The sequence below is a fragment of the Christiangramia pacifica genome, from assembly GCF_057221535.1.
Window position 1 is genome coordinate 56882 of the sequence record NZ_CM170146.1, and the last position, 15065, is coordinate 71946.

Annotated in this window: 13 protein-coding genes; all 13 read right to left on the bottom strand. The window is 36.0% G+C overall.

Annotated features, from left to right (window positions below; genetic code table 11):
* Window positions 1–4: 4 nt before the first annotated feature.
* The 13 genes from AC2S94_RS00270 to wecB all read right to left on the bottom strand — a co-directional run bounded on the left by AC2S94_RS00270 (window position 5) and on the right by wecB (window position 15063).
* On the bottom strand, window positions 5–1552 hold the full coding sequence (locus tag AC2S94_RS00270) for a glycosyltransferase family 2 protein (protein ID WP_484629517.1): 1548 nt from the start codon (window positions 1550–1552) through the stop codon (window positions 5–7).
* Window positions 1549–2700: a glycosyltransferase family 4 protein gene (locus AC2S94_RS00275; protein WP_484629518.1), complete on the bottom strand. Its 1152-nt coding sequence runs from the start codon at window positions 2698–2700 to the stop codon at window positions 1549–1551. Before AC2S94_RS00275 ends, AC2S94_RS00270 begins: the two co-directional genes overlap by 4 nt.
* On the bottom strand, window positions 2701–4062 hold the full coding sequence (locus AC2S94_RS00280; RefSeq protein WP_484629519.1) for a glycosyltransferase family protein: 1362 nt from the start codon (window positions 4060–4062) through the stop codon (window positions 2701–2703).
* 72 nt (window positions 4063–4134) lie between these two features.
* Entirely contained in the window at window positions 4135–5841 is a 1707-nt protein-coding gene (gene asnB, locus AC2S94_RS00285) for an asparagine synthase (glutamine-hydrolyzing) (RefSeq protein WP_484629520.1), read from the bottom strand.
* Window positions 5841–6533, bottom strand: a complete 693-nt coding sequence (locus AC2S94_RS00290) for an acylneuraminate cytidylyltransferase family protein (RefSeq protein WP_484629521.1) — start codon at window positions 6531–6533, stop codon at window positions 5841–5843. The genes asnB and AC2S94_RS00290 overlap by 1 nt, the downstream gene beginning before the upstream one ends.
* Window positions 6530–7327, bottom strand: coding sequence for a formyltransferase family protein (locus tag AC2S94_RS00295; protein WP_484629522.1), 798 nt, complete (start codon window positions 7325–7327; stop codon window positions 6530–6532). The genes AC2S94_RS00290 and AC2S94_RS00295 overlap by 4 nt, the downstream gene beginning before the upstream one ends.
* On the bottom strand, window positions 7302–8282 hold the full coding sequence (locus AC2S94_RS00300; protein ID WP_484629523.1) for a polysaccharide deacetylase family protein: 981 nt from the start codon (window positions 8280–8282) through the stop codon (window positions 7302–7304). The genes AC2S94_RS00295 and AC2S94_RS00300 overlap by 26 nt, the downstream gene beginning before the upstream one ends.
* 1 nt (window position 8283) lies before the next feature.
* Entirely contained in the window at window positions 8284–9441 is a 1158-nt protein-coding gene (gene neuC, locus AC2S94_RS00305; protein WP_484629524.1) for a UDP-N-acetylglucosamine 2-epimerase, read from the bottom strand.
* Between the two features lie 23 nt (window positions 9442–9464).
* Window positions 9465–10469, bottom strand: a complete 1005-nt coding sequence (locus tag AC2S94_RS00310; RefSeq protein WP_484629525.1) for an N-acetylneuraminate synthase family protein — start codon at window positions 10467–10469, stop codon at window positions 9465–9467.
* A complete protein-coding gene (locus AC2S94_RS00315; protein ID WP_484629526.1) occupies window positions 10470–11567 on the bottom strand; it encodes a glycosyltransferase family 2 protein in 1098 nt (365 codons plus the stop codon).
* The gene (locus tag AC2S94_RS00320; RefSeq protein WP_484629527.1) at window positions 11568–12725 is read right to left on the bottom strand and encodes a glycosyltransferase family 4 protein; all 1158 of its coding nucleotides are present in this window, start codon (window positions 12723–12725) and stop codon (window positions 11568–11570) included.
* Window positions 12726–12728: 3 nt separating this feature from the next.
* Window positions 12729–13970, bottom strand: a complete 1242-nt coding sequence (locus AC2S94_RS00325) for a glycosyltransferase family protein (RefSeq protein ID WP_484629528.1) — start codon at window positions 13968–13970, stop codon at window positions 12729–12731.
* Window positions 13963–15063: a non-hydrolyzing UDP-N-acetylglucosamine 2-epimerase gene (gene wecB, locus AC2S94_RS00330; RefSeq protein ID WP_484629529.1), complete on the bottom strand. Its 1101-nt coding sequence runs from the start codon at window positions 15061–15063 to the stop codon at window positions 13963–13965. The genes AC2S94_RS00325 and wecB overlap by 8 nt, the downstream gene beginning before the upstream one ends.
* Between the last annotated feature and the right edge of the window lie 2 nt (window positions 15064–15065).

Genomic DNA, 15065 nt, shown 5'->3' on the forward strand with positions numbered 1-15065 from the left:
TTCTTTATTCTGAAGAGGTCTTATTTATAAGCTCATCTGCCATTCTCTCACTCAATTCCCATCTTTTTCTCATCCTTCTAATATAATTGAAAGGATTTTTGATGGCTTGCTTTCTGTAAAACCTAAGAAAGAGTTCAGTTTTATAGCCTAATTTCATCTGAGTAGAATAATATTTTTTAATCAGTACCATCATTGTTGGTGATGGCTTTGGTTGAAGATCGGCATTAGTCCATTGGTTCTCTGAAATTGAGCGGAAACCACCTTTAGTTTCTTTTAGATGTAAAATAGAAATTTCAGGTATATAAATTATATCTATTCCTTTAGATCTTAGCTGCATACCAAAATCCAAATCTTCTCCATAGCCATGCTCGAATAGTGTATCAAACAAAACTCCAATGGTTTTCGAACTTCTTCTGATTATTGAATTCCCTGATCCGAAAGCACCCCATTGTTTCAATTTTGAAAACTTTACTTCCTCATTTCTTTGAGGATATGCTGTGTTTATAGCGTCTACCCCCAATTTATTAAGAAAAAAAAGGGATTGCTCCAAGACTTCATTACTTATCCTATTATCATCATCACACAAGAAAATATATGAGGACTTCATTCTCAACAATCCATAATTCCTAGCATTACAAGCGCCCGTTTTATGTGTAAAAAAGTGATTTATTTCAAATGGCCAGTTTTCTGATTTTAAAAATTTTAGATTTGATTCCGAATTGATTTTCGGATTCTGTTCAATAATAAATATTCGAGAGGGTAATAAGGATTGCTGTTTTAAATCAATTAAAACGTTTCTCAAACAGTTTGGTCTACCCATCGTAGGAATTATTACATCAATGGAATTGTCATCTAAATTTTTTCTTGAACTTTCAACTTTAATAGTATGAAAATCTACATTTTTATTGAAAAATGATCTTAACCTGATAGATTTTATTAATGACCAATATGGAAATTTCCTTTCATATTTTACTAAACAGAAGAAAAGTATATACAATCGCACCTTTTTATAATGCTGTGCAACAAATTTAAATAACTCTCTTTCCCCTCGAAATTCAGTATGGTTTTTAAATTTTGAGGCTGCTATTAATTCAGGTGCCGAATAACAAAAAAGGGAGTTTTGCTGACCTATTTTAGCCATTGAATTTAAGAGATATCCAAAATCTGAGATCCCGTCTAATAAGTCTTTAAATTTGATTGCCACTTTCCCTTTAATACCGCCAATATCGGTACTCATTCTCCAGGTAGCATACTGCACATGATATTCAGGTTTTACAAATGGTAATTGGTCTATATAACCTATGCTTTCCGGTATATATTGTGTTTTCACCGCATAGGATGCCATGATCAGTTCATGTTGAAAAACCTCTGCCCATTTTTGGCTTAGCTCCATTTCAATATCATCATCTATCCAAGCGATCAATTCATCAGGAAACCTTGCGCTTAATTCCCAAAAAGTTTTGACAAGGTTTTTATTTGCAACCTCTATCTTTTCTCCATTCTTAAAAACGGAATTTATTTTTTCACCCTTACTATGTCGTAAATAGATCAATAGACGCTGCTTTTTTCTATTACTGAGTTATAAAATTCAATATTCTTCTGAACTACTTTTTCGCTTGCAAATTTTTGCATTACTCTCCTCCTGGCTGCACTTCCCATTTTTCGGCACAATTTCTCGTCATCAAGTAATTTAATAATCTTTTCAGCATAGATCTGGTGATCCTTAGGGTCTACCGTAAATCCTGTTTCACCATCTACCATCACCTCTTTGGCCCAACCGATATTTGAAGTTACTAGAGCTTTCTCCAAGGCCATTGCCTCTATCCACGTCATTGGTAAGGCTTCTGCAAAACTGGGTAAGACCACTACTGCTGATTCCTCGATGTATTTCTTTACAGATTCATATTTAACTGGTCCCAAAAAAGTGGTTTTCTTCATAGCCTGTTTTGAAAGTCGTTCCTTAAAAAGCTTTGTTGTAGACTGCCCTTCGAAAATATCCTCAACATCTTTCCCGACCAGTAATAATTCACTTTCCGGTCTTTGCTCATTCACTTGATTAAATATTTCAGCCAGTTCAAGAACTCCTTTTTTCCGAATAACAGAACCAAAATAAATAATTCTTCCCTGGGTAATGGGTAAATTCGAAGGCCTGAAATTCTTAGCCTCAATATTATTAGGTATAATTTCGAATTTCCGGTTTATTCCAAATATTTCATTCGTTTTATCGGCGGTAAACTGACTAACTGAAATTAAAAAATCGGCCGCTTTAAGGGCCTTTCTTTCAAAGAATCGATTTTTTTGTTTTTGTTTTCGCTCTTCCAGAGCGCAGAAATAAGCATCACTCCCATTTAGTCTTATTACAAGCGGACAATTGATCTTCATAAACGCAGTTATCCCGGTCCAGTCCATCGCTTCAACTACATCTATTTTATTAAGTTCTATCAGCTTATTAACTAATTTTTGAATATTTTTTCGGTAAAAATACCAGCCTCCGGTTTTATATTTCTTTTGTTTTATAAAGTAAAAGCTGATGCCATCCTCGTCCCATTCCCTATCAGATTCCTGTCCATAGATAATAACACTTACCCTAACTCCATTCCTGTTCAGGGCAACGGCCAGGTTCTTTATACTGGTTCCCAGTCCTCCTGAAGGCCCAGTAAGTTTGTGCGGATATTCCGGTGTAAGGAAAGCAATATGCATTTAACTTATATGATATAATTGTTGAACTATATTCTTTGAGGCATCTGTTGCACAACAGTTAATTTGTCGAAACCAATTCATGGCAATGGTTAGTTTCTCTTCATTATGACCATTTAAGGCCTTTAGAATAACATCCCCTATCTCCTCTTTCCTATTTATCCAAAAAACGGCATTTTCTGGAATGGTCTTAAAATGAATATAGGCATATATTTCCCTGATATCTTTTTGCAAATCTTCAAGTTCCAATAAATAATTGAGATATGCACAGGGTTTTCCTTTTGCAGCAAAATCGAAGATCATGGAAGAAGCCACGTTAATAACCATAAAACTGTGTTCTGCAATATTCGTTTGTAATGCGAGATCTGCCTTCTTTGGCATGGCCTGGTTCCATGAGTTTCCATTCCCTGTCCAGTCAGGTTCAACCGGAAAGATAACAGACGAAAAATCTTTCAATACTTTTTGATAACGATCTGAAAAATCTACCGGGCACCTTCTGAAAATTATACCTAGATTCTCCCCTTTTTTATTCAAATTCTGCACCGCTTCGGCAACATCATTCAGAAAATGTTCATCATGAGGAGAGGTAGTAATATCATCTCCCGAAAAGCACAAATACTCCCTCGCGGGATCTAAATCATATTTTGAAAAAAATTGATCCTTGGAAAGAACAACCGACCTATCATAGTGAATTTCGAACTGAGGCGTTCCTGTTATTCTTACTTGATGAGAATTTATATATGGATAATAGGCTAGTAGTTCATTTTTCATATGTTCACTCCATACCAGGTAGTAATCGGGATCTATCACTTTGGTCGCTTTGGGAAGATTATCCCATGAAAAAATAAAACAGGAGGTAGGGATACCAAGCTTTTGTGCGGCTAGCACCGGTGAAATAGCATTTACCGGCCTTTGATTGGTGCAGAAAACGGCATCTGGGTTTTCCTTTTTCAAAACATCTATGCAGTTATTATAATATTCAGAATTCCTTTCTGAATATTGCATCATTAGCCTTAATCTATTTAAGCCTTTTTCACCTTTATATTTTCGTACAAGAACACTAACAAGGAGGTTCTTGATCTTATTCTTCAGGCCCTTTGTGGAAGATGGAAATTTATACTTTTCATATACCGGCTCATCAAATTTCTTCTGAAAATGTTCAAGTTCCACATTGATCTTTGCCTTTTTCAGTAAATCTGTCCATGCCTTCGGCCTGGGATTCAATTTGATCTCCTCCAGGCCCAATTCTTTTAATTGAAAGCCGGTGGCATTCCAGTAGATCAATTCCCATCCAGCAGCTTTCACCTCTTCGGGAAATTTACTGTAGGCAAAGTTTCGAAGGCCAACTCCGTCGGGTATAATCACAAAAAGTTTTTTTGATGTCAAATCGGGATAGGTTTACTGGACTTTCCAAATATAGAAAACTGAAAGATTATTTCAGGTATTTTCCAGGAGCAGACTTGCATTTATCCATTGCCAGAGATAGAAACTATTCTGATTATTACCATTTTGATAATCTTTCCATTCTTTTTGAATAATCCTGAAATCAAACCAATCTCTTATTGAACTATTTTCGAGAACATTTAATCGATCATTCACAAACTCTCTCAGATCTTCAGCCAGCCATTCCCTTTGAGGTGTTTGCAAAGCTCTTTTCGGTGCTTCCGAAATTTTATATGGCACATAATCTTTTGTGATCTGCCTTAGTAAATATTTATGAACTCCATTCCTTATTTTCATATTTTCAGGCAGAGCAAATGCATATTCAACCAGTAAATGATCCAAAAATGGTTCCCTTAATTCTGTACTATAGGTCATAGAAATACGGTCGTTAAATCTCAAAGCACGGGGAAGCTTAGTAAAAAAAAGGTCACGGTACTGTAAATTCTGCAATGAAGAAGAAAAAGGAGTAGGATAACCTGGCTTTTCTGCCAGGTTTTTCAAATATGGACTTAAAGCTTCTTGTTTATATGACGATGATTTTCCAGTACCCTGAATATTATTTTGGGCCCCGGTTCTATAATAATCATATCCCGCCCATTGTTCATCCATACCCTGACCGTCCAGTAAGACTTTGATCCCCGACTCTCTAGCCTTTTGAAAGATCTTGGCATAGGCTATTGTTGGGACCCCCCCGAAAGGCTCATCCTGAAGACCACTGATCAGCCTTGAATATTCTGGAACTTCTTTCGAAGAAAGTTTTACTCCCTCCAGAGGATTGTTTGTCTGAGCGATCATTTCTTCTACCCAGGGCAATTCATCATATCTGTCATCGCCTGTAAAAAATGTAAATGCTTTAATTTTTTCCGAAGATTTATAATTGTTCACCAAAGCCAGCAATAGTGAACTGTCAATGCCGCCGCTTAAATTAAAACCAAGTTCTACATCGGCTCTGAACCTAAAATTTATGGAATCTTTCAGAAGCTTAAGATAATTCTGCTTTATCGCATCTTCAGAATAACTTTCCTTTAAAGCCGCTATCCTTGCCGGAAAATCATACCACTGCTCCATTAGAAGCTTTCCGCCTTTAAATTGGAGATAATGGCCGGCAGCTAATTGTTCAACATCTTTATAAAAGGTTTGTGAAGGATGCCCATAAGAGCCATAATAGAAATAATTAGCCCATAATTTTTCATTTGCTTTTGTCGGCCTTATTTTTTTTATGGCCTTGATCTCACTGCTGAATATAAATTCACCAGTATGCCGGTAATAAAATGGTTTAACTCCAAATCTGTCACGAGCTGCAAATAAAGATTTCTCTTTAGAATCCCAGATAGCGAAAGAAAACATCCCTCGAAATTTTTCAAGACAGTCCTTACCATAAACCAGGTATGCTGCAAGTAAAACTTCGGTATCTGAAGAGGTTTTAAAATTATAAGCTGAACCTATCTCCTTTTTAAGTTCCAGGTAATTATAGATCTCGCCATTAAAACTAAGATGATAACGACCTGAAGGCCCCTTAAAAGGCTGATCGGCATCATGAGAAAGATCAATAATGGATAGCCGATTATGGCCTATGACTGCAAAACCATCATCATAATATATTCCCCTGGCATCAGGACCGCGATGAGCGATCGACTCTAACATCAGATCAATATCAGATTTTTGAATTTCAGGCCCCACAATTCCGGCAATCCCACACATCAGCTCCGCTTTTTTAATAGTTCTTCGGCTCTCTCCCAGTCATCCATAGAATCTATATTTACGTAATCATCTGCCGTAGTATCGATAAATCCGATATTCTTTCCTAACAGCGAATTCTTATCTAATATCTGACTGGCTTTGGTTAAATAGATTGCTCCGTCACGATGATATGCTTTTGGGAGCTCCTGTCTCCTCGGAATGGGGGAAGATTCCCCAGTAGCAATTTTTAACTTTCCGGCTTCCTCCTCAAAGGCCCAGTGCGGATTAAAATCGGATGGGATTTCCCTTACACTGATTACTGAATCATATTCTCCAGATCTGAATTTTTCAATAGCCTCATCGATAAGTCCCTTTTTTCGAAAAGGTGTAGTAGGCTGCAAAAGGCAAACAGCATCAAAATTCTCATTATTTGACTTATAAAAACGTAAAGCATGCTGTATCACCTTTAGACTTGGAGTATTATCTCCGGCAAGCTCAACAGGTCTCGTAAAAGGAATCTCAACACCCTGCTTCCTGGCTACTTCTATGATCTCTTCATCATCTGAACTAAGCACTATTCGTGAAAGATAATCCGATTCTCCAGCTGATGCGATAGTATAATTTATCAATGGAATGCCTCCAAGAATTTTTATATTCTTACCCGTAATTCCTTTGCTCCCTCCTCTGGCTGTGATTAGACCTAAAATTTTCATTCTTTCAAATTAGCAATTACTGGGTATTGGTTATCTATCCTATCTTTTTCTTTTAAATATGCTGAAATTAATCCATTTTCAAGAATACGATAAATTGTACGCAATTTCTCTGGACTAAGGTCATTATTCCTGCAAATTCTACCTTCTCCACTTTGTTCTTTTGGAATTATTTTTCCCTGATAATATAATTCCAATATTTCAGGTAACATTTGTCCCGCTTTCTTAATCACCTTATTCCCGGCATCATGAAGACTATCATCATTAGCAAGATCGGGTCTTAATTGATGTAATATTTTACCGGAGTCCACTTTCTTTTCGGCCACATGAATGGTGGCTCCAATACATTGAGGTTGCTCATATAGGAGTGGAAACAAATTGGTGGCAGAGCCTTTATAATATGGAGATAATCCTAAATGAAGATTAATGATTCTATTTGAAAAAGCCTTTAGAAGGCGATCTTTAATTATCGAAGTTCCGAATAAGACAATGATATCCGGTTCAGTTTCCTTAAGAAATTCTAAGGTAAGCTCAGAATTAATTTCTCTGTACTCAAGTTTTATCTGAAGAACTGTCTGGGGAAAACCTGAGTTCCCAAAGAACTTTTCTTCAGAAGCAGACCGGGCTTTAAAATGATCTTTTAAAAATCTGGCGTCTGTCTCGCTTAAATCCGAAGTACTTTCAATTGAAGGAGACTTTTCTTCAGTGATTATTAGTTGAAGTTTCGTCCCGCCCGCCAGGCATTGAGCGATATACTGATGCCGGAGACTATTACTGGTTAAAAGTACCGTTTTCATAGGTATGCCATTTTGCAAAAACCGGATTTTCAAAAAGTCCTTTCCTGGTAAATATATCAGCCTTTCCACCGGGAAGGTCATTACAGTCATATCTTGCCAGTAAATATGGATTTTCTGAAAAGTCTTTATTTACTGCTCTTTCCATGCTAAAAGCTAATTTAAATCCAGATTTTTTTAAAGGTAATGAAAGTTCTTTACAGGCTTCATATGATCCATACGGGTAACTGAACGAACGAGCTTTTTGACCAAAATTAGAGACAAAGAAATCCTGTGTCATTTGCAGGTCCTTCTCTACCTCTGTAGTTTCAATTAATCCTAGAGGATCATGATTATGTGCATGAGAGCCAAGGCTGCCTTGGCACCAAAGGGATTGAAGCTGTTCCTTATCCATATATAAATCTTTGGCCATTTTAGCTTCATTAAAATATTCATCAAAAATTGGGTCTATAATTTTCTTCAGGTCCTTGATTTCTATTTTAAAATTGAGCAGATATTTTAATCGTGCTACTTCTGCCGGATCATAATTATAATGAATATGTGCTTTATTTCTTTCGTCTTCACTAAGCCGAACAGAACAGACTTTAGAAATATGATCTTCCAACTCCATAGAAGATATCCTGGATCGGAGCAAATGGATTTTATGAACAAGAGAAAGCCTTTTTTCGGTAAAATTTGAAGTATTGATAAAAAATATAAAAGGAATTCCCATTCTGTTAAGAATAGGCTTTGCAAGTTCAAATTGTTCCTTTAATCCATCATCAAAAGTGATAAGTAATAACTTCTCCTCAGTAGATAAATTATCAGGATTTAATAAATCACTCTGGGAAATAAATCTACCCTGTTTGGATAATATTTCCAGCTGGCTTTCAAATTGCCCGGGGGTTAACCCAAAAATACTTGGGTAGGGAGCCTTAAAATCTTCGCGGATATAGTGGAAATTACCAATTGCAAGCATTTTAATAAGCAATAGTTTTCGATGATCTCAATTCTACCCTGGCCAGGATTTCCGCGATTTTTTTACCTGAATCTCCATTTCCATATATCTCCGAAGCCTTGAACCGCCCTTTATTTTCTAGTTCCTTAATGGTTTTAGAGATTTCTTCACGGTTGTATCCAATATCCTTTACATTGTTATGCCTTAGTCTTCTCTGCTGGCGATTACCGATATTAATAACTGGTAAACCCAGATAACTACCTTCCCTTATCCCGGCGCTGGAATTTCCTATTAACATTTTTGAATGTTTTAGAAGTCTTAGGAAATCCAGGGAATCCATATTTTTAAAGAAATGGATATTTTCGGGCTTTTCTTTTTCCCTGAACGTTCGTATTCCATTGGAGGTTCCGTCTGAACCAGCATCTACATTTGGCCAGAACCAAAAAGTAGGTAAACCAGAATCTCTTACTGCATGGAGTGTCTCCATAATATTTTCTCTGGAACGCGAATATTCTGTAGTAACCGGGTGTTGCATCACTACTATATAACCATCCTGCCATTTTATTTCATTTCCTACTCCACCGTACTTTTTTAATGGATCAAAATTCAGGCTATGCTCATCCATAATTGCTTTGGCCAGATCAATAGAAGGACATCCGGTATTGACTACCATTTCTGGATCTTCCCCAAGTTTAATTACCCGTTCCCGTGCATCCTCACTTGATACTAAATGAAGATCGGCAAGTTTTGTATTAGCATGGCGTACCTTCTCGTCTATATTTCCAGTCACCTCACCACCCTGTAGATGTACTAACGGAATGTTCTGGTAAGCTGCCGCTATGGAAGTAGCTATAGTCTCAAATCTATCGGCTATACTAATTACCGCATCGGGTTGAAGATTATAGAAAACATTGGTAAGTTCCATAAGACCAATTCCGGTTGTTTTGGCCATAGTGGTAGGGTTTTCACCTTCCAGTACCATATATACTTTAGCCGCAGCTTCAAAACCATCTTTTAAAATAAAATCTGCCGCATTGCCATACCGGTCTAGCAGCGCTGAACCTGCAATAACCAATTGCAAGTCCAGATCAGGATGTTCTTTTATTGCCTGGAGTGCAGACCTTACCCTGCTGTAGGATGGACGCGCTGTAATGACGACACAGATTTTTCTTTTACTCATAAATAGCTAACAAATTAAAAAATTTAAAAATGATTCTCGGTCAGGAATTCCCATTTATTCATAGATGATTTTAATTTCATCCCTATAATTTTCGTAAAATCTTTTGCTTGAATCCCCTTATTGCTTGGCTTTTTAGCTTCCAGGTCTTCAAACCTTATAACATGACCTTCAGCTAAATTTTTATTTACCGCCAGCGATTTTTCAAAGATTTTCTTTAATTCCTTAAATTCCGAATTATCATTTTTATTAACCGGATTATCCAGAGCTTTTGATATATTCCTTACAGCTTGCACCATTTTTTTAATTTCTTCTATCTCCAGTGAAGATGAAGCATCCGGACCGAAACTTTTCCTGCTATAAATTGCATGAAACTCCAAGATTTCTGCCCCCAGGGCTGTTGCCGCAATACAGGTTTCCATTTTCGCAGAATGATCAGAAAAACCTACCGGAACCTTATACCTATCTTTTAATTCTCCTATTACATCCAAACCATAATTTTCAGGTAATGTTGGGTAAGACGTTGTGCACTGAAGTATGGAAAATTCAATTCCCTTTTCCCTGAGAAAAGAAATAGTATTATCCAATTCTTGCAACGAACTCATTCCGGAGGAAATAATTACCGGTTTTCCGGTTCGGGCAATCTTCTCCATCAATAGGAGATTATTCACTTCTCCCGAACCTATTTTATATCTCCTCACATCCAATTCTTCCAGAAGATCCACCGCCGCATTACTAAAGGGAGAAGCAAGAAATTCCATTCCTTTTTCTTCACATCTGTTTTTTAGCAGCCTCCATTCATCCAGCGTAAACTCCATTCGCTTCCAGTAATCGAAACGGGTTTTATCCTGATCAGAGAATTTTATCCGGAACGGTTCATAGATGCTGCTCTCGGCATCAGCGATATGAACCTGAAATTTCACTATGTCTACTCCGGTTTCCGCAAGAGCATCAATATAAGATAACGCCATTCCCAGGCTACCTTCATGAGCCTGGCCAATCTCTGCAATGAGTTCCACTTTTTTATTCATTTAAAGTTCTATTCGAAAATCAATACTCTTTAAATCTTCCGCTACTTCATAGGAATAATTCGAATCCCTATATTCAAAAACTATTTTCTTCAGAATCAGATCATTGACTTGCTTTAAAGAAATATAGGGTTGGGATAGTTTTCCTAGCATTTTTTTCACTTTATATTTCTTACTTAAATAAAAAGCATCAATTTCAAAAACAGCGTTTACAACTCCCGAATGGCAACGTAGTTCCTCTTCTAAAAAATGTTCTACAAATGCCTGAATATTTGGAATTCTGTATTCAAAATCTACTTCATTAAATAATCTCTCTATTTTATCATCACTTATCTTTCCCATTTCAGTTTGCCTTGGTGGTTGAATGATTCCATTATTTTTGTTAAGGAGATGATGCCTTTCATTAATTCGCATAATATTTTTAATTCTCGGTTTTCGTGTAATTAATTTATCTTCTGAAGCTGCAAAACTTTTATGCCAGATATGATAAAATAGTTTACATTCAAAATTTTCTTTCCTTACGTAACCGGCATTTTCCAGTCGATCAAATAAATCTACATCTTCAGCTCCATAGAAATGGAAAAACTCATCAAAACCCTTAATTTCTATAAAGGCATTCCTGGGAGCTAGAACCATTCCATTAACTGTCCCTGTTCTTTCAGGGACAAAATTAGATATTTCACAATTTTGACATAGCCTAATTGATTCATTTTCTGAGAGATATTGCAAGGAAAACAAATTAAAAATTGTTTGTTTTCCTATACTTTCCAGATAAGAAAAAGTTTCAGGATGAAAAACGAGATCAACATCAGATATAAAGATTTGATCAGTGTTAGATTTTAGAATGCCAAAATTTAGGGCTTTACTTTTATTCCACAAAAGATGTTGTACCTGCAAGGCATAGAATTCAACAAAAAAGAAACCACTACAAAGCTTTCTCAATTCGCTCTGAATTGAAAGCTCACTACCATAGTCCACTAATATTACTTTAAAATTCCTAGAGGATTGCAAGGCTAAAGATTCTAATGAAACTTTAATTCTCTCAGGTGAACGGTCCCGATTTGCATAAATTATAGTAATCCTTTTTTCACTTTTATTCATTTAACGAACAGATTTAATTTCCTCTTCTATTAAACTATAACAATCCAAAACTTCTAATTTTATATTTTCTCGGTCTAGTGAGGGCTTTACAAAATTAGTGTTGAAATCGATTGCTTTTTGTAGAGCATTTTTTTTACTTAAAACTTCATCTATTTTTCTGGTTAAATAATTAATATCTTCGGGATTTTCAAGAAGAATTCCATTTTTACCTTCTTCAATTATTTCTGCCGATGCCCCCCCAGGATTCGATTGTACTGGAAAAGCTTCCATAATTATAGCCTCAAGAAGAGTATTAGGCAAACCATCAGACATACTGTTCCCTATAACGATTCTTGCCTTCCCCATAAGTTTCATTACTTCAATATGAGGAATCTTACCATAAATTTTAAAATTGGTCCAATTTTCTATTTCTAAAGACTTTGCAAATTCGATCACTTCATTATCAGCTCCATATACGACAACTTTATAATTTTCTAATTCCCGTTTGAGGTTAATAATAGCCTTTAAAACTTCAATGCATCTTCCATGCAATCCTTGATATCCTTTAATCAGAATTACATTTTTGGAATCAAAGTCTTGAATATAAGATGACCAAAATTCCAGATCGTATCCTCCCCCACCTGGGAACACCCCCATAAACCTTCCTCGAAATCCATGTTCCGCAGCAATAATATAATCCCTTTTACAGTCTGTAAATAAATAATCTATTCGAGGAAGAACTTCTTCTATATCTCTGAGGTAATCTTCTCGCTGTCTGTAATAATATAGATCACTCCCCCAGCTAGATAACATCCATTTTATTTCAGGAAATTTTGCTACTACTGGTAGTATGGGCACTGCTGAAAGATATATCACAAAACTATGTATTATATCAGGCTTCAAATCTAGGATCTTATTCTCAAGAGTAACTTGTAAGTTTCTTTCGTTTAGTTTATTTATTACTTTGGTAATCTTAGGAACATTCCTTTTAAGGAAATATCTTCCAGGATAGTTCCACTTATAACGCCAACCCCTGATTTGATTTACAAAATCTATTTTCTCAACATGAGTATTAGAGTCAAAAACATCTAGCCAGTAGATTTCGTGTTCGGAACCTTTTAACTGTTCGGTCCAGTTGAAGAAATGAGGAGCAAAAATAGAGATCATAAGGATTTTCATATTCTATTTTAGGCTTTGAATTACTTTTTTTAGGTTTGCAGCAGAAAGATAATTCTCAATTTTATTATATTCAACCTCAGTATTGCCATCCACCCAGTTTTGATATAATTTCTCTATAAGGGTTGAAATTCTTGATACGTTATCAATTTCAGACCAGTACGGATAATCTTGCCCTAAGATCCGCTTCACTTCACTTTTTGGAGGTCCTAAGACCAGCAAAGGCTTCTTAGCCATGATTATATGCGGGAATTTCCCTGGAAGAAACGGACTGAAGTCAGCTTTAGCTTCAATAATTACATTTACTGAGACCTTATCCTGAAGCCAGGCCACCTCATCAAAAAGTTTGTTTTCACAATATACTTCAATCGAGGAGTTCATTTGTGATTCTTTTTTTAGGTAATTCTCATAATGTGGTGCGGGCCCCACATGAATAAATCTGGCATTGACTTCAGGATACTTCCTAGCGAATTGCTTAAAACCTTCAATTAACCCCTGGGGCTGTCTTGCCTGCAGAAAATTCCCGGCATGTAAGATTGTAAACTCAGAATTGTTTATTCCTGTAAAAGATGCTCTGGTCTTTTTGATCGTCTCACTAATTTGATGAGGAATTACTACTCCCTTAGTAGAAAAATTACTGTAATGACTTCCCATCCAATCTTTTAAATATAAGGATGGAAAAGCTGCATATTTACAGTGATCTGCAATAGCTTGCATAAACTTTTCCTTGGCCATAAATCCGGGTTCTTTCCAGGTATATGGTTTTGGATACCAATGCATAGGATAAGGATCATGAATATAGGCGATCCATTTATAATGTAATCTAGGTATTTTAAGAAGCGCATGATGAGGTCTAAAACTTCCTCCCTGACTTAATGTAAGCACCCAGTCCGGATTAGAGCTCTTTTCTTTTTTCAAGCTCGAGACAATACTATTTCGGTCATTCATTAAGGTGAATGAAAAGCCAGTCTTTCTCTCGATTTTTGGATTTAAGCTAATTTTAAATAAATATCGGAGGTAGCGCTCAGTGCGACTCAGAAAGAAAATCAAACTACGGCGATTTTCGGGAATGGAAATACTCTCTACCCCTTCAATATTTATCTCAGTTCTAGTATAGTGATAAACTTTGATTTTGAAACCTGCACGTATCAAATTATTAATTAAGGCAAAATTAGCCTTTCCACCACTGCTTGAATTTTCATCAAGAGATTCAGCTACAACGAGTATTTTTAACGGTTTTTCACTCAAAATGTCTTTTTAAACAAGAAACAATTTTTAAAGAAGCTTCTCCGTCCCCATATGGATTTGAGTAAATCATTTTATTATTATCTTCTAAAAGATAATTAGCCTCCTCTATTATTTTATTTTTGTTCGACCCGACCAATATTGAGAAAGATGATTGCACCCCTTCTAACCTTTCTGAATGTTTTCTGGTTACAAGAACTTTTTTACTAAAACTTGGTGCTTCCTCCTGAATCCCTCCCGAATCGGAAATTATAAATTCTGAATTCTGTATCAGCCAGAGCATTATAGGGTAGGATACCGGTTTTATCAAATGTATATTTTTATTCTTTTCTAATCTTACCATTACCTTTTTTTGAACATTGGGATTTAAATGAACCGGATAGATTACTTGAACTTTTTTTGAAAGAGTATCTATGGCATCACATATATTCTCTAATCCATCTCCTAAATTTTCTCTACGGTGACCAGTAACCAAGATAAATTTTTCTAAGACTTTATTAGGAATTCCTGTTATTTCAGATATCTTCCTGTAGGAAAAGTCCGAAATATTCTTTTTCCCTATATTTAAAGCATCTACCACAGTATTGCCGGTCACTACTATTTTCTCTTCTACTATATTTTCTTTTATAAGATTCTCTTTGGCAGAATGAGTTGGTGCAAAATGGAAAGATGCCAGTCTACAGGTTAACTGCCTATTCATTTCTTCTGGATATGGAGATTCGATATTATAGGTTCTTAGCCCTGCCTCAACATGACCTACTTTAATTCCTTTATGAAAAGCAGCCAAAGCTGAGAAAACTGAGGTGGTAGTATCTCCATGTACCAATACAACATCAGGATTTTCTTTAGTCAACACTTCATCCAAATTCTCAAGAATTTTAGATCCAAGTCCGTTAAGTCCCTGATTTTCTTTCATTAGATCCAGATCGTAATCTGGTTTAATATTAAAGAATTCCATCACTTGATCCAACATTTCTCTATGTTGACCCGTTACACAAATCTTAAATTCTATTTTTTGCCTTTCAAGCTCATGAATGACTGGAGCCATTTTTATAGCTTCCGGGCGGGTTCCAAAACATATTAGAATTCTAAACAATT